Origin of the sequence: Microbacterium sp. B35-30 (assembly GCF_010634855.1) — a bacterium.
GTDB lineage: Bacteria > Actinomycetota > Actinomycetes > Actinomycetales > Microbacteriaceae > Microbacterium.
Genome location: NZ_MWLQ01000034.1, coordinates 37835 through 57836 on the forward strand (window position 1 = coordinate 37835; position 20002 = coordinate 57836).

The following is a 20002-nucleotide window of genomic DNA, read 5'->3' on the forward strand; positions in this document are numbered from 1 at the left end:
CGAGGAACGCGCTCGTTGAGCGAGCTTGCGAGTCGAAACGCAGAGACGAAACGCTGCCTGCCAGCGCCGCGAAGCGTCAGCGCCCGGAGACCTTGCCGAAGAGGCGGGCGATCGGAGCGAGCACCAGCGGGCGGGCGGCGATCCAGGCTGCCGCGATCACCACGAGCGAGGCGACGAAGAACCAGAAGCCCGTCCAGTTGTCCGCGTAGGCGTCCGGGTCGACCGACCCCTGCGCGGCGTACATGTGGTTGAGGTTGCGCAGCGCGCCGGTGGCGAACACGAGGAAGACGTGCACCGCGATGAACGCCACGAAGTAGAGCATCACCGGGAAGTGCACGGCGCGCGCCCACTCCACCGGGTACGCCTTGTTCAGCCCGGCGGCGTTCTTGGGCCACACGCCCGACATCCGCACGCCGGTGATCACGGCCAGCGGCGCGGCGATGAACACGGTGGCGAAGTAGGCCAGCTGCTGCAGCGCGTTGTAGTTGACCCAGCCGTTCTCGGTGGGCCAGTCGAGCGACACGTACTGCAGGCCCGCCGAGGCGGCGTTCGGGAACACCTCCCACGACGTCGGCACGATTCGCATCCACTGCCCGGTCACGACCAGCAGCACCACGAACACCACGCCGTTGACCAGCCACAGGATGTCGAGCGACTGGTGGAACCACAGGTTCAGGCTGATCTTGCGCCGGTTGTTGTTCCGCGGCGACCAGAACGCGGTCGGCCGCTTCTCGGTGCGCACGCGCAGACCCGACCGGATGATGAGCACCATCAGGAAGACGTTGAAGAAATGCTGCCACCCGAGCCATGCCGGGAATCCGACCGGGGCCCTTTCGGGCAGGTGGTACTCCCCCGGGTACGTCGCGAGGAAGTCGGCACCCCACTGCGTGCTGAGCAGCCAGCGCACCGCGAACACCGCCATCGCGGCGGCGTAGAGGAGGCCCGCGCCACCGACGATCACGGCGCCCGTCCACTGGCCGCGCGTGAAGGGTCCGATCCGCTGCGGCTCGGACGCCGGCTCGCGGCGGGTGCGTGCGGCCGCGCCCGCCCACACGGTGCGCGGGAACGGCAGCGGCTGCGACAGCGGCACCCCCGTCACCGTGCCGGAAGCGGCCGGCGCCTGGGGCTCGGTGGGAACGACCTCTGCGGCGACCGTGGTGGGCGCAGCCGGCGAGGGTGTGGCATCCGTCGCCAGCGCGGCTGCCGGCGATGCCGCCGGTTCCGACACCGGCGCTGCCGGGGCGGGAGCGAAGCCGGCGGGCGGCCAGGGCTCACCGCCCGGCGCGCGCGGCAGGCCTCGGCGGAGCGCCTTGGCGCCGGCGGTGCCAGCTGCGGCCGCGGCTGCAGCGGGGGCGACGGGGGCGACGGAGCCGGACGCAGCCGCGGTGGTCGCGGCGGGCGCGGCGGTCTCGACCTCCGCGCGGGCGGGCGACGATTCCTGCGGGGACGGCGTCTGGGACAGGGCCGCAGCGCCGGCCACGGCTGCCGCCGGAACGACGGTTCCGGCCGGCGGCCACGGCTCGCCGCCGGGCACGCGCGGCAGACCACGACGGATGCGGCGGGCCCCCGCGGCTGCGACAGCAGGCGGCGCGTCGACAGCCTCGACTGCGGCGGGCTGCGCTTCGTCTCGCTCGTCGCTCGCTCGCTCAGCGACCGGGGCTGCGGTGGCAACCGGGGCCGCGGTCGCGGCGGCGACGGACTCGGCGACCGCGGGCGCTTCGACAGGCTCAGCGACGGGAATCGTCGCCGGCGAACGGTGCCCGTTGCCGTCCGGCACCGGTGCGGCGCCGGCGGGCGGCCAGGGCTCGCCGCCGGACACGCGCGGCAGGCCGCGCCGCACCGTGGAACCGAACGTCGCCATCCCGGGTTACGCCTTCTTCGCCTCGAGCGCGGCGATCAGCTGCGGCACCACGGTGAACAGATCGCCGACGACGCCGAAGTCGGCGATCTCGAAGATCGGGGCATCCGCGTCCTTGTTGATCGCGACGATCGTCTTCGCGGTCTGCATGCCGGCCTTGTGCTGGATCGCGCCCGAAATTCCCAGCGCGACGTACAGCTGCGGCGCCACCGACACCCCGGTCTGCCCGACCTGGTACGAGTAGGGCACGTAGCCGGCGTCGACCGCGGCACGCGAGGCGCCGATCGCGGCGCCGAGCACGTCGGCGAGCTGCTCCACGAGCGCGAACTTCTCACCGGATCCGAGCCCGCGGCCACCCGACACGACCTTCGACGCACCGCGCAGCTCCGGGCGCGTCGACGACACCACGGTCTCGTCGACCGACGTCACCGTCGCGGCACGGCGTCCCGAGGGGCGCACCTCGAGCGGCTCGGCCTCGACACCGGCGACGGCGTCGGCGCGGGCATCCACCGATCCCTGACGGATCGTGATGACCGGCGCACCCCAGGTGACGGCCGCGTCGACGTTGTACGCGCCGCCGTAGACGGAGTGGTGCGCGATGACGCCTTCAGGGTCGCGCGAGACGCCGACGGCATCCACCGCGAGCCCGGACCGGGTGCGCGCGGCGTACCGGCCCGCGACCTCACGGCCTTCCACCGAGTGCGAGACCAGGATGGCGTCGGGCCGCACCTCGTCGGCAGCCGAGGTGAGCGCGTCGACGGCGGCGGCGCCGAGCCCGTCGCCGGGAGCGGCTACCAGCACCGACGCGGCGCCGAGGGCTGCGGCATCCGTCGCCAACGCGGCGTCGCCGACGATCACCGCGACCGGCGTGCCGACCGAGGCGGCCGCGCCGAGCAGCTCGGCGGCCGACTTGGCGAGCCCGCCCGAGGGCGTCGTGTCGAGGAACACCAGGATCGAGTCATCTGCAAACGTCATCACGCACGCACCCTCACGCAAGCCGGTTCTGGATGAGGAAGTCCGCGAGCTTCTGACCCGCGTCGCCCTCGTCGACGATCTTCACGCCGGCCTCGCGCGGCGGCTTCTCGCTGAGCGCGATCACGATCGACCGTGACGCCGTCGGGTCGTGCGGGTCGATCTCGAGCTCGGCGAGCGACAGCGTCTCGAACGGCTTCTTCTTCGCCGCCATGATGCCTTTGAAGTTCGGGAAGCGGGCATCGGGCAGCGCCTCGGTGATCGAGATCACCGCAGGAAGCGGCGCCGTCACCTGCAGCGTCGCGCCGTCCGACGCGCGTGTGCCCGAGACGGCGTCGTCGCCGATCTCGACGGTGCTCAGGTAGGTCGCGCTCGGCACATCGAGGATCTCGGCGACCATCGCGGGGAGGACCCCGCCCGTGCCGTCGGTGGACTGGTTGCCGGCGATCACCAGGTCGAAGCCGGTCCGCCGCAGCGCTGTGGCGAGCACCTCGGCGGTCAGCCCCAGGTCGGCGCCGAGAAGGGCATCGTCGACGACCTGCACGGCCGATGCGGCACCCATCGCGAGCCCCTTGCGCACCGTCGCCGACGCGGACTCCGGAGTCATCGAGAGCACCACGACCTCGGTGCCGGGCGTCTTGTCGGCATATGACAAGGCGACCTCGAGCGCACGCTCACCGATCTCATCGAGCACCGTCTCGCTCGCCCCGCGGTCGGCCAGGCCGGTCTCCAGCGACAGCTTGCGATCCCCGTAGGTATCCGGGACTTCCTTGACCAGGACGACGATCTTCATGACGATCTCCTCACGCTGCGCACGAGTCTAGGGCGCGCCGCGCAATGTACCCAATCGCATGGAATGCACCGACAAGACCGACCGCTGACCCGCTGTGTGTATACATAAACGCCCGTTCGCGGCACCCACATCCGACTCGTGCACCGCGTACCGGTACGGTGAAAGGAGGAGGTCGTCATGGCAGCACCCAAACGTCTTCCGGTCGACCCGATCGCCGAAGCCAAGCGCCAGTGGATCGCCCATGGCTGGGAACCCGCCGCGGCCGGCATGACCGCCGTGACGTCGATCATCCGGGCGCAGCAGCTCCTGCTCGCGCGCATCGACACGGCGCTGCGGCCCTTCGGACTCTCGTTCGCCCGGTACGAGCTGCTGCGCCTGCTCGGCTTCACACGCGAGGGACGGATGCCGATGGCCAGCGCCATCGCCCGCCTGCAGGTGCACCCGACCAGCGTGACCAACACCGTCGACCGCCTGGCACGCGACGGTCTCGTCTCGCGGGAGCCGCACCCGGGCGACGGGCGCGCCGCGATGCTCGTGCTCACGGACGCAGGCCGCGAGCTGGTGGAGCGCGCGACCGCCGCCCTCAACGCCGAGGTGTTCGAAGACCCCGGGCTCACCGACGCCGACACGACCGAGCTCGTGCGGATCATCGCGCGGTTCCGCAAGGACGCCGGCGACTTCACCGAGCCGAAGCCCCAGCCCGACCCCCTCTGACCTCTCGGTCGTTGAGCGAGCGAAGCGAGACGACACGCCCCGAACCGAACGGATACGCCAGGTGCAGGCGTTTCGTCTCTGCGTTTCGTCTCGCAAGCTCGCTCAACGACCGCGAGCAGAGTTCCGGTCGTTGAGCGAGGGAGCGCCAGCGACCGAGACGAAACGCCCCGAACCGAACGGATACGCCGGGTGCGAGCGTTCGCTCTGCGTCTCGTCTCGCAAGCTCGCTCAACGACCGCGCTCCTCGCTCGCTCAACGACCGGGGAACAGACGAAACGCGTCAGCGGCCGGTAAAGCCGGGAGCGCGCTTCTCGCGGAAGGCGGCCATGCCCTCCTTCTGGTCGGCGGTGTCGAAGAGGCTCGCGAACACATGGCGCTCGAGACGGAGACCCTCGGCGAGCGACGTCTCCAGCGCGGCATCGAGCACGGCCTTGGCCGCGTACAGCGACGGCAGGCTCTTCGACGCGATGGTCTCGGCGGTCGTCTGCGCCTCGGCGAGCAGATCGGCGGCGGGCACGACGCGCGAGACGAGTCCGGAGCGCTCGGCTTCGGCGGCATCCATCATCCGTCCGGTCAGGATCAGCTCGGCGGCCTTATAGGGGCCGACCGCACGGACGAGCCGTTGCGAGCCGCCCATGCCGGGGATGACGCCGAGGTTGATCTCGGGCTGCCCGAACTTCGCCGTGTCAGCCGCGAGGATGATGTCGCACATCATCGCGAGCTCGCATCCGCCGCCGAGCGCATAGCCCGAGACGGCGGCGATGACGGGCGTGCGCACGGCGGCGAACTGCGCCCAGCCGCCGAAGTGGTCGCCCATCAGCATGTCGAGCCCCGACTTCGACTCCATCTCTTTGATGTCGGCGCCTGCGGCGAACGCGCGCTCCGAGCCGGTGACGACGATTGCACCGATCTGCTCGTCAGCATCGAAGACGGATGCCGCCGCCACGACATCCCGGCACACCTGCGTGTTCAGCGCGTTGAGCGCCTCCGGCCGGTTGAGCGTGATCCAGCCGACCCGCCCGCGCGTCTCGACGAGGATCGTTTCATACGCGATCGTCTCGTATTCGGTCATCGGCGGAGTCGTCTCGTGTTCGGCCATGGGGCTCCATTCCGGGTCATGGGGACGCGCGTCCCCGATTCTCGATTGCATGTCCCGATTCCCGGTCATCATGTCCCAGATTCGCCTACAAGACGCCGCTCAAACGCAAGAAATCGGGACACGCGAGCGCGAGGAGGGGGAATTCGGTGGACCGGAGGGCGTCGGGGCACCCAGGGTCAGGCGGATTCGGCGCGGATCGTGTTGATGATGCCCGAGAAGTCCTGCGACACACCCTCGCCGGCGGCGAAGTCCTGGTAGATCGCTCGGGCGAGCATGCCCATGCGCGCGTCGACGCCGGTCGCCGAGATCGCGTGCTCGGCGAGGCCGAGGTCCTTGTTCATGAGGGCGCCGGCGAAGCCGGGCTGATAGTCGCGGTTCGCGGGGCTGGTGGGCACCGGCCCCGGCACCGGACAGTTCGTGGTGAGCGCCCAGCACTGGCCCGACGCGTTCGACGCCACGTCGAACAGCGCCTGGTGCGAGAGGCCGAGACGCTCCCCCAGCACGAACGCCTCGGCGACCGCGATCTGCGACACGGCGAGGATCATGTTGTTGCAGACCTTCGCGGCCTGCCCCAGCCCCGCTCCGCCGCAGTGCACGACGCGGCGGCCCATCGCCTCGAGCAGCGGGCGCGCGGCCTCGAAGTCCTCGTCGGACCCGCCGACCATGAACGCGAGGGTGGCGTTCTCGGCGCCGACCACTCCCCCCGACACCGGGGCGTCGAGCGACCGGTGCCCGGCCGCCTCGGCGAGCGCGTGCGCGGCACGGGCCTCGTCGACGGCGATCGTCGAGCAGTCGATGAACAGAGCTCCGGATGCCGCGACCCCGAGCAGCCCCGCGGCGCCGCCCTCGCCGCGGTAGGCGTCGAGCACCTGAGCACCGGTCTGGAACATCGTGATGACGACGTCCGCGCCGGTGGCGGCATCCGTTCCCGATTCCGCGACGGCGAGTCCCGCCGCCCGTGCGGTCTCGACGGCGGCGGGTATGACGTCGAAACCCGTCACCTCGTGACCGGCTGCCGCCAGATTCTTCGCCATCGGCAGGCCCATGTGGCCGAGCCCCAGGAATGCGGTCTTCATTTCGGATCTCCTCGTCGGTGTTCTGGAACGATCGACGATCGTCAGTGCGCGAGCAGCTGTCGTCCGATGATCATGCGCATGATCTCGTTGGTCCCCTCCAGGATCTGGTGCACACGCAGATCCCGCACGACCTTCTCGATGCCGTAGTCGTGAAGGTAGCCGTAGCCGCCGTGCAGCTGCAGCGCCTGGTTGGCGACGGTGAAGCCGGCGTCGGTGGCGAACCGCTTGGCCATCGCGCTCTGCTGCGATGCGTCGGGCGCCTTCGCGTCGAGCGCCGCGGCGGCGCCCCGCACCAGTGCACGCGCGGCTTGCAGCTCGGTGGCCATGTCGGCGAGGGTGAACACGACGGCCTGCTTCTCGGCGAGCGGCTCGCCGAACGTGAAGCGCTCGTGCACGTAGCGCACGGCGCGATCGAGAGCCCACTGCGCGCCGCCGAGCGAGCAGGCGGCGATGTTGATGCGCCCGCCGTCGAGGGCCGACATCGCGATCTTGAACCCCTGGCCCTCGCCGCCGAGGATGTTCGCCGCCGGCACGCGCACCTCGTCGAGGATCACCTGACGGGTCGGCTGCGCGTTCCAGCCCATCTTGTGCTCGATGGCGCCGAACGAGAGCCCGGGGGCGTCGGCGGGAACGAGGAACGCCGTGATGCCACGAGCCCCGGGTTCGCCGGTACGCGCCATGACGATGTAGACGGATGCCTCGCCCGCACCCGAGATGAACTGCTTGACGCCGGTGAGCACATACTCGTCGCCACCGTTCTCGCCAGGGACCCGGATCGCGCTGGTGACGATGGCCGCGGCATCCGATCCGGCACCCGGCTCGGTGAGGCAGTAGCTGCCGAAGCCCGACATCGAGGTGAGGAGCGGCAGCCATTCCGTGCGCTGCGCGTCGCTGCCGTACGTGTCGATCATCCACACGACCATGTTGTGGATGGAGATGTAGGCGGCGATCGCGGTGTCGCCCTGCGCCAGCTCCTCGAAGATGGCGGCGGCGTCCGAGCGGGACAGGCCGGATCCGCCGAGGTCCTCCCGGGCGTAGATGCCGCCGAGCCCGAGCTCCCCGGCGCTGCGCAGCGTGTCGCGGGGGAAGAAGGACTTCGCGTCCCACTCCAGGGCGTGCGGCGCGAGCTCGTTCTGCGCGAAATCGCGGACGGCGTCGAGGATCGCGTCGCGCTCCTCAGTCGTGAGGCTCGAGGTGGGGGTGATGGTGGACACCGTTGCTCCTTCAGAGATGCAGCACGCCCTCGTGGGGCATCCTGATCAACGCGATCGTGCCGACGGTGGCACGTCCGCGATTTTACATGGACTTCCAACTATCTGCTAGGGCCCTCAAGGAATCGCGAAAGGGTACATTTTCCGCGCGATCGACGCGCGGAGATGTACCCTTTCGCGATTCCGGATGCCGCGGCTCAGGCGTCCGCGTGCGCTCGGGAGTCTTGGGCCGACGACCCGACAACGTCGTCTGGCGCTGTGTCGGGCCACACCATGAAGGGGCGCAGCTCGAGCTGGCCGTTGCGGGCCATCGGATGCCGCGACGCGATCTCGATCGCCTCGTCGAGGCTGTCGACCTCGAGGATGTCGAAGCCGCAGATGACCTCGGCGGTCTCGACATACGGCCCGCGCGCCGTCAGCACCTTGCCCCCGCGCACCTTCACGACGGTGGACTCCGTCTGCGGGGCCAGCACCTCGCCGATGACGCGCTTGCCGCTGGCGTCGAGGGGATCGACCCAGAGGTCGACGTCGGACTCGTCGGATTCGGCGTCGGGCTCGAGCGAGGTGACGACGAACATCATGTACTTCATGCGTTGATCCTTCCGTTGCGGGCGGGCGGGCGCCAGCCTCACTCGGGTCGTCGCACGGGGTCGGACGATGTCGACAGTTCTCCTGAGAATCTTTTTCCAGCGGAGTGCGGGCGATCGCGGCACGAGCATCATCCTCGCGGCGGACCAGGATGCGACTCGCGAGGGACGCGCCCCGGCCGGCGCCTCCGTAGCGTCGAAGCATGGCCAGCACCACGTCCATCCCCGTCGCCCGGCACCGCGAGTTGTCCCCTGCGGTGGCGCTGCTGCTCACGATCGGCGGCAACATCCTCGTCATCGCGATCGCCGCCGTCGCGGCGGCCGGCGTCGCCGTCGCAGCCGTCGCCGTGTTCGGCCCCGCCGTCCTCGACGCCCTCTGACCACGCGCTCTGACCACGCGCATTCTCGGCACTGCCGGGAAGGGGCCGCGCCGCGCTAGCCTGCGCCTGTGAATGACCGCGCCGTCCCGATCCTCCTCAGCCGCGACCTGCGTGAGACGCTCGCCTTCTTCGAGAGGCTGGGGTTCGAGAACCGCGGAGCGCCTCCCGAAGAGTGGCAGTACCTCATCATCGGCCGTGGTACCGCCGAGCTGCATTTCAGCGAGGATCCGTCCGTCGATCCACTCCGCACGTCGTCGATGTGCTATCTCTACGTGGATGACGCGCAGCGGCTGTTCGAGGAGTGGCAGGATGCGGTCGAGCCCGACCCGGCCACGGGCAGCCGCATCGACGCGCCGGTGAGCACGGAGTACGGCATGCGCGAGTTCGCCGTCGTCGATCGGAGCGGCAATCTCGTCCGCGTCGGAAGCTCGCTCTGACGCTAGGCTCGCGCCATGACGGACGTCGCGACGAAGCCCCGGCCCGGCACGAGCCTGCGAGGCTTCTCGGCCCCCATCCTGCTGGTCGCCGCTCTCGTCGTCGTGCCGGTGATGCTCGGCCTGCTCACCACCAGCTGGTCGACGCCCGATGACGAGTCGTACGTGCGCATGGCCTTCGCGAGCGTAGCGGGGGCGACGCTCGCCATCGCCGCGGTCCTGGGGCTGCTGGTCGACCGCATCATCCGCCGCGCGACCGTCTCGACGATCGCGATCTTCGCCGTGATCTCCCTGGTCGTCGTCCCCTACGAACTCGGTGTGATGTCGCGCGCCGCTGACCTGCTTCTCGTCCGATTGAGCCTGTGACGCCGCGCCGCTCCCCGGCGACCGCCGGGCTCATCGCGTCACTGGCACTCGCCCTGTTCGCGGTCACGGGATGCGCCGGCGACGGATCCGGGGCCGCCAGCACCGTCCAGGGGATCCCCGACAGCTGGAACGGCCCCGTCCCCGATCCCCTCACCGGCCAGCCGGCCGCCGGCTGGATCGACGACGACGAGTTCGCGGTCATCACCATGGGCAGCGGCAGCTGCCCGCCGGTCCCGTCCGAGCCGGAGGTGGCTGACGCCGGCGCGGTGCACATCGAGTTCGGCCCGTCGCCCAACGACATCTGCACGGCCGACATGTCGCCCACCACTCACGTCTTCGCGCTTCCCGACGAGCTGACCGACCGTCCCATCACGGTCACGATCACCTACCGCGATTACGACGAGGTGTACGAACTCCCCCTTCCGTAACCAACTGGCCCGGTGCCCGCCCGCCTCTGGGCGGGCGGGCACCGGACGGTCAGCGGCGCTGGGTCTCGACCAGCACCACGGCGGTGCGCGCCGGCACCGTGATCGTGCCGCTGGCGGCATCCCAGGTCGTGGTCTTGACGACCGGGTCGGAGCCGTCCGCGAGCGCGGGCGCCAGCGAGAACTTCCGCCCCTCGAGCGCTTCCACCGTCTGCGTCGTCGCCTCGGGGCCGGCGTTGAACACCACGAGTGCGCCCTTCAGCTTCGGGTCGACGTCCTCGCCGACCAGGTCGTCGATGAGCATCACGATGACGCCGGGGGCGGCATCCGTTCCGCTGTTCGGGAACGAGACCTTCTGCCCGATGAGCTCGGCGGACCCGAGACGCAGCAGGCGCACCTCGTCGCGCACGCGCAGCAGATCGAGAGCGGATGCCTCGGCCGTGGCGATGTCGGACGCACCCGGCTTGTTCGCGGGGTCGGCGAGCAGCGGCCGGAGGTCCTCCCAATGGTCGCCGTTGTCGGCCTCGCGCGGCAGGCCGGAGCCGAAGGTCGACTCCTGTCCGGTCCAGTCGATGCGGTTGAACCAGTCGCCCGAGTTGTAGCTGTTGCGATCGAGCGACTTGGAGCGCAGCAGCTCGGTGCCGGCGTGCCAGAACGACGGGGTCTGAGCGTAGGTCGTCGTCGCCAGCGACAGCGTGTTCATGCGCACGCGGTCGGCCATCGGCGTATCGGCCGGCAGCTTGAGGACGCCCAGGTCGTACAGCGTCTCGTTGTCGTGCGCGTCGACGTACGTGATGACCTCGTCGGGCTGGTCCGCGTAGCCGGCGGGCGAGCCGTTGTAGTCCAGCTCGTCGCCCGCCTTGAGCGTGCCGTCCGACGACGTGAACGAGAAGTCGCGCAGGTTGCCCGCGAGCCCCAGCTTGACGAGGTCGGTCTTGTGGGCGAGATCGGCGAACGGATCACCGGGCGCCGACTGGTCGCTGCCGTTGGGGTCGGTCGCGAGACCGGTTCCGAAGCCCTGGTAGAACTTCGAGCCGGCGTCGACCGGGCTGCCGCCGTGCACCGCGTCGCGGAGGCGGTCGGTGAACGTGCCGATGCCGGTGCCGCCGAGCTGCCCCTGCGTGGCCTGCTCGAAGAGGGCGTTGTTCGCGACCTCGCCGAAGTTCCAGCCCTCGCCGTAGAGGTAGATCGCCTTCCCGTCGACGCCGTCCTTCTTGAGCGTGAGCTCGTCGAGGGCATCGCGGATCGCGAGCATGTTCGCCTTCGAGTGGTGGCCCATGAGGTCGAAGCGGAAGCCGTCGACCTTGTACTCGCGGGCCCACAGCACGACGGAGTCGACCATGAGCTTCTGGGCCACCTCGTGCTCGGTCGCCACGTTCTGGCAGCAGGTCGACGTCTCGACGCCGCCGGCGACGTTCAGACGCTGGTAGTAGCCGGGCACGACCTGGTCGAGCACCGAGGTGTCGGCCTGTCCCGACGCCGACGTGTGGTTGAACACCTCGTCGAGCACGACCTGCAAGCCCATGCCGTGCAGCGCACCGACCATCGAGCGGAACTCCGCGACGCGCGCGCCACCCTCCGGGTCGACCGCATAGGAGCCCTCGGGAACCGAGAAGTGGTACGGGTCGTAGCCCCAGTTGAATCCATCGGCGTCGACGATCGGCTCGATGCACGCCTGCTGCTCGGTGCTGTCGGCCGGCATCGAAGCCAGGTCGCAGCCGGGCACCGCCTGCTGGGTACGGTCCTCCTGGATCGTCGCGATGTCGAACGTCGGCAGCAGGTGCACCGTGTTGATGCCCGCGTCCGCGAGCTGTCGCAGCTGCGCCGTGCCGGCGCTCTCACGAGTGAACGCCCGATACGTGCCGCGTTCGCCCTCGGGAACCGACTCGTCGGAGATCGAGAAATCGCGCACGTGCAGCTCGTAGATCGCACGGTCGACCGGGCGGTCGATGACGGGAGCCTTCGTCTTCTCCCATCCCTTCGGGCGCCAGTCCTTGTCGTCCAGATCGATCGCGACCGAGCGCTCGGAGTTGGTCGTCAGCGCCACCGAGTACGGGTCGGTGACCTGGTTCGTCTCGATCGCTCCCGTGGTGGGCGCGTAGACGACGACCTCCCAGAGGTACTCATCGCCCCTCAGGGCCTTCCCGCCCTTGACGGTCCAGATCCCGGCTGCCGCGTCCCACGTCGCCTCGTGACGCACGGGTTCTCCGCTCCCGGTCCCCGAGCCCGTCGAAGCGTCCCAGGTGAGCAGCGTCGCGCTCTGGGCGGTCGGCGCCCACAGGCGGAACGTCGGCTTGTCCTTCGTGAACGTGACGCCGAGGTCGGCGTCGGCGACGGCATCCGCGTAGAGGTCGTCCAGCACGCCCGGGATCTGCACGCCGGTGAAGGCCCGCACGGTGCCGTCGGCATCACGCTGAGACACCAGGAGCTGGCCGCGCAGCAGGGCCGCGGCATCCGTTCCGTCCGTCACGCGCAGTGCGACGTAGCTCGCGAGGGCAGGGAACCGCTCCTGCTGCGCCTCGGTGAGGTCACCGTCGACGCGGGTGAGGTCGATCGCGTCGCCACCGGTGACCTCGCCGCCTTCGAGAACGAGGGATGCCGCTGCCGACGCGTGCAGCTGCCACGACGCCTCGGCCGGGGCGGCGCCCAGGTCGGCCGGCCACGCGAGCGTCTCTTCGTCGATCCAGTGCGCGCGCTCTTCACCGACGCCCGGAAGACCGTCGCCGATCTGCAGCACGTGGGTGGCGAGGGTGTAGCGGAACAGCACCGGCACGCCGTCCTCGGCGGTGAACGAGTAGTTCGAGCCCCCCGGAGCACCGCCGACGCCGTAGTTCTCGCTCCAGCTCATGCCGTGCGCCACCTTGCCCTCGTACGCACCGGCGGGCAGGTCGAGGGTCAGCTCGTAGACGCCGTCCTTGTCGCCGTCGGCCATGAGGCTCGCGAGGCAGTCCGGTGCCCAGTCGCCCGCGCAGCCGCTCTCGCTCTGATGCGAGCCCGGGACGGTCACGATGGGGCCTTCGGCCGTCGACTGCACGATGTTCGTCCGCGGGTCGAAGTAGAACGAGATCGGGCCGCCCCCGTGCGTGATGGCGATGTTCGATCCGCCGGGCACGCCGTTCGCGCCGTAGTTGATCGTCCACGAGCCGTCGATCGCAGCCTTGTACTCGTAGTCGCCCGGCTCCAGGTCGAAGGTGCCGGCCCAGATGCCGTCGGCGCGCAGCGTGAGCTTCGCGGCCTCGCAGCCCGGAGCCCAGTCGCCCGCGCAGCCCATCTCGGAGTTGAGGCTGCCGGGCACCGTCACCATCGAGATCGGCGACTCCGGCTCCTCCGGCACGTCCAGCGTCACGGCGTTGCCGACCGAGGCGTAGGTCGACGCGGCGGCGTGCGCTCCGGCGGCATCCGTCGTCACGGCGCGGTACTCCACGAGCGTGCCGTCGGCGAGATCGCCCACCGTGTGGAACACGCGGGGATCGGTGTCCTCCGCCGTGCCCAGCTTGTGCCATTCGTCCGAGCCGACGACACGCCACGCGAAGCTCGTCTCGGTCCAGGTCGAGTCGTCGACGTCGGCCGAGACCGGCGCCGAGCCGGTCACGGCGGCGCCCGCGCCGGGCACCGACACCGTGACGGCGAGCGGCGCCTCGGGAGCGGTCACCGGCCGGTCGGCGCGGTAGACGACGGCCGACAGAGCCGGGACGGTGACGGATGCCGCTGCCGCGGCATCCGTCGAGATCCCGTTCGTCGTGCCGTACACCGGCGCGAACGACGCGCCGTCGGTGAGCGTCGTCAGGTTCACCGTCTTGTCGGAGGCGGTGTTGTTGAGGGCGACCAGGTACTCCACCTTCTCCTCGCGGTCCACCCGCGAGAAGGCGTAGACGCCGGCGCCGCTGTCGGCGTAGCGCTCGATCTGGGCACCGGTGACGAGCGCCGGGTGCGCTTCGCGCAGCGCGGCGAGGTCGGCGACCCGCTCGTAGATCGGCGCCGAGGCGTCGTAGCGGTCGACGGAGCCAGCGGTGGCACCTGTGACGAGGTTCTGGTTCTGGTATGCGGCGACCTGCGTCGCGAACATCGTCTGGCGGGCGTCCTTGTCGCCGCCGGTGCCCGCGAAGCCCTGCTCGTCGCCGTAGTAGACGACGGGCTGGCCGCGGCCGAGGAACATCAGGTCGTGCGCGAGCAGGTCGCGCTCGAAGGCGTTCGGCGTCGACTGCAGCATGTAGCCGACACGGCCCATGTCGTGGTTGCCGAGGAACGTCGGCAGGGCCGTCGCCGACGAGTCGGGCGTCGTGTACCAGTCGTCGCCGGCGTAAAGGCTCTGCAGTCCCTTCGCGCTGTTGCCCGACGCGAAGCTGACGGCCGACGACTGGAAGGTGAAGTCGAGCACGCTCGACATGTCGGTGTCGCGGACGTACGGCGAGAGCTTGACCGGATCGGCGTCGTACACCTCGCCGAACATGAAGAAGTCGGTCTTGCCCTTCTCCTCGCGGGCGTAGTCGAGCACCTCGGTGGTCCACTGCTCCCAGAACTCGAAGTTCACGTGCTTGGCGGTGTCGATGCGGAAGCCGTCGATGCCGAGGTCGATCCAGTCCTGATACACGTCGACGAACCCGTTCACGACCGTCGGATGCTCCGTCATGAGGTCGTCGAGACCGTCGAAGTCGCCGTACGTGACGGACTCGCCCGTCCAGGTCGAGTTGCCGCGGTTGTGGTACAGCGTGGGGTCGTTCAGCCAGGCCGGGGTCTTCGCGTCCTCGTCGCCCGGGGCGAACTTCGGCGTGTACGGGAACGAGGTCGCCGGGTCGAGGGTCGGGAACGAGCCGGTGCCGGCGTGGGTGGCGGGGTCGAACGCCGTGCCGGCGGCATCCGTGTACGGGCTCGTCGCCTTGTCGATGTAGGAGTACTGGCCCTCGGCGTAGTCGATCACGTCGGCCGTGTGGTTCGTGATGATGTCGAAGTAGACCTTGATGCCCTTCGCATGCGCCTCTTCGATGAGCGCCTGAAGCTCGGCGTTCGTGCCGAGGTGCGGGTCGATCTGCGTGAAGTCGGTGATCCAGTACCCGTGGTAGCCGGCGCTCGCGTTCACGCCCTCGCCCTGCACGGGCTTGTTCTTGAAGCTCGGGGTCAGCCAGATCGCCGTCGTGCCCAGGCCGTCGATGTAGTCGAGCTTCTGGCGGAGGCCCGCGATGTCACCGCCCGTGTAGAACCCCTTGTCGGTCGGGTCGTACCCCGTCGCCAGTCGGTCGCCCGTGAGCCCGCCCTCGTTGTTCGACGCGTCGCCGTCGGCGAAGCGGTCGGTCATGACGAAGTAGAACTGCTCCTGGCTGCCGGGCTGTCGCACCGGAGCGGCGACGAGGGCGTCGTCGTCGGCGGTGTACCCCGCGCGCAGGCTCTTCACCTCGACACCGACGCGGTGGGTGGTGTCGTCGAACACGAAGCGCAGCGTCGCGGGACCGGCGACGGTCAGCGGGATGTTGTCGCCGCCGCCGTTCAGCCCGTACGACTCGTCCCACGCGTCGTTCACGGCGACCTTGTACTCGTACGACCCGGCGGGCACCTCGAACTCGGTGGCGTAGACGTTCGCCGTTTCGGTCGGTGCGAGTTCGGTCGCCGCGCAGGCGGGCTGCCAGTCGTCGGGGCAGCCCAGCTCCGACTGCAGGCTGCCGGCCAGCGCGAAGGTGCGCTCGGCGGCGGCAGCAGGGGCGATCGCGACCGCTCCCCCGGTCACGATGAGCGCTGCTGCGGTGAGGGCTGCGGCGAGGATGCGGGCACGGGCTGAGGTCGACTTCGACACAGGAGCTCCTGGATGAGGCGGCACGGCGACGTGCCTGGATGGCGCAATGTGCGGCCGACACTAGCAGCGGACTCACGCGAACTGCAAGCGCTTACATCATGAGAACGCTTTCATGCAGCGGATGCCGCGGGCCGAGGCGTCCGTCGGGTGGCGGTTCTCGCAACCGCTTGCACCCGGTGCATCGGAAGCCGTGCCGCTACAGGCGCTCGATGATGGTCGCGTTGGCCATGCCGCCGCCCTCGCACATCGCCTGCAGGCCGTAGCGCCCGCCGCTCGCCTCGAGCTGGGCCACGAGCGTGCCGAGCAGACGCGTGCCCGACGCGCCGACGGCGTGCCCGAGCGCGATCGCGCCGCCCCAGCCGTTCAGCTTCGCCGGGTCGGCGCCGAGCTCGCGCTGCCACGCCAGCGGCACCGAGGCGAACGCCTCGTTCACCTCGTACGCGTCGAGGTCGTCGAGACCGAGGCCGCTGCGCTCGAGGATGCGCTTCGTCGCCGGGATCGGCCCGGTCAGCATCATCATCGGGTCATCGCCGACCACGGCGAACGAGTGGAAGCGCGCCCGGGGCGTCAGCCCCAGCTCGGCCGCCTTCTCTTCGCTCATGATGAGGACAGCGGATGCCGCATCCGTGAGCGGCGACGAATTGCCCGCCGTGATGCGCCAGTCGAGGTCGGGGAACCGCGCGGCGAGCGCGTCGGTGCGGAAGGCGGGCTTCAGGCCGGACAGCGACTCCACCGTTGTTCCGGCCCGGACGGTCTCGTCGAACGCGACCGCGTCGGCGGCGCCGGCGAGCACCGGAAGCACCTGCGAGTCGAAGGCGCCGCGAGTCCAGGCATCCGCCGCTCGCCGATGCGACTCGGCCGAGAACGCGTCGAGCTCCTCGCGGCTGAAGCCCCATCGCTGCGCGATGAGCTCCGCCGACACGCCCTGGTTGACGAGGCCATCGGGGTAGCGTCGGGCGACCCCATCCGACACGGTGCCACCGTGCGCCGACGAGCCGAGCGGCACCCGGCTCATCGATTCGACGCCGGCCGCGATCACGATGTCGTACGCGCCGGCGATCACGCCCTGCGCCGCGAAGTGGGCGGCCTGCTGGCTCGAACCGCACTGACGGTCGATCGTCGCGGCCGGCACGGTCTCGTCGAAGCCGGCGGCGAGCACGGCCTGCCGAGCGACGTTGAGGGACTGGTCGCCGATCTGACTGACGCAGCCCATCAGCACGTCGTCGATCTGCCGCGACTCCAGGCCGCTGCGGTCGAGCAGCGCGGTGAGCATTCCGGCGACGAGGTCGACCGGGTGCACCGCGCTCAGCGCGCCGCCCGGCTTGCCGCGCCCGGACGGAGTGCGGACGACGTCTACGATGACGGCCTGTGGCATGGCGACCTCCTGCTCAAGAGCCTAAATCTGTGCCAGGTGCCGCGGGCCGCGGCATCCGTGATCAGCCGCGGGTTGCGGGTGGCGATCAGCGCGGCCCGCGGCATCCGTCATCAGCCGCGGGTATCCGGCGTCGCGTAGGTGCTGCGCTGCTCGATGACGGCGAGGGTGCAGCGCGAGATGCACACGAGCTTGCCGGCGGCGTCGACGATGCGGATCTCCCACACGTGCACGCGCCGGCCGATGTTCACCGGCGTCACGGTCGCCGTCACCCATCCCGACGAGATCGGGCGGATGTGGTTCGCGTTGATCTCCTGCCCGACGACGTGGAACCGCTCGCGATCCACGGCGAGGTAGCCCGCCCACGACGCCAGGGTCTCGGCGAGCGCGACGGAGGCGCCGCCGTGAAGCACACCCGCGGGCTGCACCGTGCGGTGGTCCACCGGCATCCGTCCCACGAGGGCGTCGTCGCGGATCTCGACGATCTCGATGCCGAGGTTCTCGATGAGCGTTCCCGCGGCCATCGCGCCGAGGTCGACGGCATCCGCACCGTGCCACAGGGTCACCGGGTCAGCCCTCAGATTCCTCGTCGCGCTCGGCGGCGGCGAGAGTCGCGGCATCCGGAACGTAGCCGTCGATGTGGCGCTCGTCGGGGCCGTTGTACGCCGACAGCGGGCGGATGAGCGCGTTGGAGGCGAGCTGCTCCATGATGTGCGCGGTCCAGCCGGTGACGCGCGCCGCCACGAACAGCGGCGTGAACGTCAGCGTGTCGAAGCCCATGAGGCTGTACGCCGGTCCGGACGGGTAGTCGAGATTCGGGTAGATGCCCTTGCGCGAGACGAACTCCGACTCGAGGGTGTCGTAGAGCGCCGCGACATCCGGCCGGTCGTAGTGCTCGACCAGGGTGTCGAGTGCCGCCTTCATCGTCGGCACGCGCGAGTCGCCGCGCTTGTAGACGCGGTGGCCGAAGCCCATGATCTTGCGCTTCTCGGCGAGCGCCTCATCGAGCCACGGCCCGACGTTCTTGGCGGTGCCGATCTCGTCGAAGATGTGGAGCACGGCCTCGTTGGCGCCGCCGTGCAGCGGTCCCTTGAGCGCGCCGATCGCGCCCACCACCGCGGAGTAGAGGTCGCTCAGCGTCGAGGCGATCACGCGGCCGGTGAACGTCGAGGCGTTGAAGGAGTGCTCGGCGTACAGGACCATCGAGCGGTTGAACGCGTCGACGACGACGTCGTCGGCCTCCTCGCCGAACGTCATCCACAGGAAGTTGGCGGCGTAGTCGAGGTCGTCGCGCGGCGCGAGCGGCTGCTGGCCGCGCCGGCGGCGCTGCCCGTACGCGACGATCGCGGGGAGCACGGCGAACAGGCGGACGCTGCGCGCCAGGTTCTCCTCCGCGCTGCCGCTCACCTCGAGCACCGAGCCGGTGCCCGCGAGGTCGCGGGCGCCGATGAGGCTCACGGCCGTGCGCACCTCGTCCATCGGGTGCGCGTCGATCGGCACGAGGTCGATCGCGGCACGCACATCAGCCGGGAGGTGACGGTAGGCCCGCTCGGTGGCGCGCAGCTGTGCCAGCTGCACCTCGGTCGGCAGGTCGCCGTGCCACAGCAGGTAGGCGACGGCCTCGAACGACTGCGTCGCCGCGAGCTCCTGCACCGGATACCCGCGGTACAGCAGCGAGTTCGTGTCGGGGTTGACCTTCGAGACCGCCGTGTAGTCGACGACGACTCCGGCGAGCCCCTTCTTGATGTCGGGTTCGGTCATGATGACTGCTCTCCTTCGGAGTGCGGTATGTCCCGAAATCGGTCGTTCCGCGGGTGCGGGAGTGACCGAAATCGGGACATGCAACGCGGAGTTCGGGACATGATCAGCGCTCGATCTGGAAGTTGAAGACGTCCTGGTCGAAGTGGTTGTACTGCTCGTAGTCGATGAGGTCGTAGAGGTCGCCCCGGTGCTGCATCTCACCCAGCTTCGCGGTGAGGTGTCCGTCTTCGACGAGCGTATCGAGTGCACGGGATGCCGCACCCATCGCGATGCGCAGGAGCGACACCGGCCAGATCACAATGTTGACGCCGACGTCGCGAAGCTGGTCCACCGAGAAGAGGTCGGACTTGCCGAACTCGGTCATGTTGGCGAGGATCGGCACGTCCACGGCGGCGCGGATCGCGGCGAACTCCTCGAGCGTCCGCATCGCCTCGGGGAAGATGGCATCGGCCCCCGCGTCGACGAGGGCCTTCGCGCGCCGGGTCGCGGCATCCATCCCCTCGACAGCCCGGATGTCGGTGCGCGCCATGATGAGGAAGTTCGGGTCGCGCCGCGCGTCGGCCGCGGCGCGGATGCGCTTGATCGCGGTGTCCTCGTCGACGACGGACTTGCCGTCGAGGTGGCCGCAGCGCTTCGGGTTGATCTGGTCCTCGATGTGCGTTCCCGCGAGGCCCGCGTCCTCGAGCGTCTGGATCGTGCGGGCGACGTTCATCGGCTCGCCGAACCCGGTGTCGGCGTCGATGATCGCCGGCAGGTCTGTCATGCGCGCGATCTGCTGACCGCGGGCCGCCACCTCGGTGAGGGTCGTGAGGCCGATGTCGGGCAGGCCGAGGTCGGCGCTGAGCACCGCGCCCGAGATATAGACGCCCTCGAAACCCTTGCGCTCGATGAGCCGCGCGCTGAGGGGGTTGAACGCCCCGGGGAAGCGCAGCAGCTCGCCGGTCGCGAGCCGCTCGCGGAACAGCCGCCGCTTCTCGTGCGCGGGTACCTGTGAGTACAGCATCAGACGTTCCTCATCGGCTCGGGGCGGTTCGTCTCGGTCGCTGGCGCCCCCTCGCTCACCGCAACCTCTCTCGGTCGTTGAGCGGGCGAGGAACGAGCGAGACGACCGCCGAACGGCGGTCATTGAGCGAGCGAGGAACGAGCGAGGAGCGAGCGAGGCACGAGCG

General features: G+C 70.0%; 17 protein-coding genes. 5 read left to right on the forward strand and 12 right to left on the reverse strand.

The features are described from left to right. Positions 1–76 precede the first annotated feature (76 nt). The 3 genes from B2K11_RS17125 to B2K11_RS17135 are packed head-to-tail and all read right to left on the reverse strand — an operon-like array spanning position 77 to position 3623. Positions 77–1861, reverse strand: a complete 1785-nt coding sequence (locus B2K11_RS17125; RefSeq protein ID WP_163620081.1) for a cytochrome b/b6 domain-containing protein — start codon at positions 1859–1861, stop codon at positions 77–79. 6 nt (positions 1862–1867) lie between these two features. Beyond that, positions 1868–2833, reverse strand: coding sequence for an electron transfer flavoprotein subunit alpha/FixB family protein (locus tag B2K11_RS17130; RefSeq protein ID WP_204260172.1), 966 nt, complete (start codon positions 2831–2833; stop codon positions 1868–1870). A gap of 13 nt (positions 2834–2846) precedes the next feature. Beyond that, complete coding sequence (locus tag B2K11_RS17135) at positions 2847–3623, reverse strand: electron transfer flavoprotein subunit beta/FixA family protein (protein WP_163620085.1); 777 nt, start codon at positions 3621–3623, stop codon at positions 2847–2849. A 177-nt stretch (positions 3624–3800) separates the two neighbouring features. Between B2K11_RS17135 and B2K11_RS17140 the strand changes: the two genes are divergently transcribed. Beyond that, positions 3801–4337, forward strand: coding sequence for a MarR family transcriptional regulator (locus tag B2K11_RS17140; RefSeq protein ID WP_163620087.1), 537 nt, complete (start codon positions 3801–3803; stop codon positions 4335–4337). Positions 4338–4617: 280 nt separating this feature from the next. Here B2K11_RS17140 and B2K11_RS17145 read toward each other — a convergent pair whose 3' ends face one another. The 4 genes from B2K11_RS17145 to B2K11_RS17160 all read right to left on the reverse strand — a co-directional run bounded on the left by B2K11_RS17145 (position 4618) and on the right by B2K11_RS17160 (position 8313). Further along, a complete protein-coding gene (locus B2K11_RS17145) occupies positions 4618–5409 on the reverse strand; it encodes an enoyl-CoA hydratase (protein ID WP_163620089.1) in 792 nt (263 codons plus the stop codon). A 203-nt stretch (positions 5410–5612) separates the two neighbouring features. After that, positions 5613–6512 (reverse strand): 3-hydroxyisobutyrate dehydrogenase, encoded by a 900-nt coding sequence (gene mmsB / locus B2K11_RS17150; protein WP_163620091.1) that lies wholly within the window; start codon positions 6510–6512, stop codon positions 5613–5615. A gap of 41 nt (positions 6513–6553) precedes the next feature. Continuing rightward, positions 6554–7717 carry an acyl-CoA dehydrogenase family protein gene (locus B2K11_RS17155; RefSeq protein ID WP_204260173.1) on the reverse strand — a complete coding sequence of 388 codons (1164 nt, stop codon included), beginning with the start codon at positions 7715–7717 and terminating at the stop codon, positions 6554–6556. 203 nt (positions 7718–7920) lie between these two features. After that, positions 7921–8313: a YciI family protein gene (locus B2K11_RS17160; protein WP_163620095.1), complete on the reverse strand. Its 393-nt coding sequence runs from the start codon at positions 8311–8313 to the stop codon at positions 7921–7923. A gap of 200 nt (positions 8314–8513) precedes the next feature. Here B2K11_RS17160 and B2K11_RS17165 point away from each other — a divergent pair, with 200 nt between their 5' ends. From B2K11_RS17165 to B2K11_RS17180, 4 genes are all read left to right on the forward strand, one after another. Beyond that, positions 8514–8690 (forward strand): hypothetical protein, encoded by a 177-nt coding sequence (locus B2K11_RS17165; RefSeq protein ID WP_163620097.1) that lies wholly within the window; start codon positions 8514–8516, stop codon positions 8688–8690. A 68-nt stretch (positions 8691–8758) separates the two neighbouring features. After that, the gene (locus tag B2K11_RS17170; protein WP_163620099.1) at positions 8759–9127 is read left to right on the forward strand and encodes a VOC family protein; all 369 of its coding nucleotides are present in this window, start codon (positions 8759–8761) and stop codon (positions 9125–9127) included. Between the two features lie 15 nt (positions 9128–9142). Continuing rightward, on the forward strand, positions 9143–9490 hold the full coding sequence (locus B2K11_RS17175; protein ID WP_163620101.1) for a hypothetical protein: 348 nt from the start codon (positions 9143–9145) through the stop codon (positions 9488–9490). Further along, positions 9487–9918 (forward strand): hypothetical protein, encoded by a 432-nt coding sequence (locus tag B2K11_RS17180; RefSeq protein ID WP_163620103.1) that lies wholly within the window; start codon positions 9487–9489, stop codon positions 9916–9918. Before B2K11_RS17175 ends, B2K11_RS17180 begins: the two co-directional genes overlap by 4 nt. A gap of 49 nt (positions 9919–9967) precedes the next feature. On the opposite strand, the gene pulA is transcribed toward B2K11_RS17180, so the two are convergent. From pulA to prpB, 5 genes are all read right to left on the reverse strand, one after another. After that, positions 9968–15700, reverse strand: a complete 5733-nt coding sequence (gene pulA, locus B2K11_RS17185; RefSeq protein WP_163620105.1) for a pullulanase-type alpha-1,6-glucosidase — start codon at positions 15698–15700, stop codon at positions 9968–9970. A gap of 196 nt (positions 15701–15896) precedes the next feature. Beyond that, positions 15897–17075: a thiolase family protein gene (locus B2K11_RS17190; protein WP_163620106.1), complete on the reverse strand. Its 1179-nt coding sequence runs from the start codon at positions 17073–17075 to the stop codon at positions 15897–15899. Between the two features lie 110 nt (positions 17076–17185). Further along, positions 17186–17638: a hotdog fold thioesterase gene (locus B2K11_RS17195; RefSeq protein WP_163620108.1), complete on the reverse strand. Its 453-nt coding sequence runs from the start codon at positions 17636–17638 to the stop codon at positions 17186–17188. A gap of 4 nt (positions 17639–17642) precedes the next feature. Then, the gene (locus B2K11_RS17200; protein WP_163620111.1) at positions 17643–18833 is read right to left on the reverse strand and encodes a bifunctional 2-methylcitrate synthase/citrate synthase; all 1191 of its coding nucleotides are present in this window, start codon (positions 18831–18833) and stop codon (positions 17643–17645) included. Positions 18834–18936: 103 nt separating this feature from the next. After that, on the reverse strand, positions 18937–19836 hold the full coding sequence (gene prpB, locus B2K11_RS17205) for a methylisocitrate lyase (protein WP_163620113.1): 900 nt from the start codon (positions 19834–19836) through the stop codon (positions 18937–18939). Positions 19837–20002: the final 166 nt, after the last annotated feature.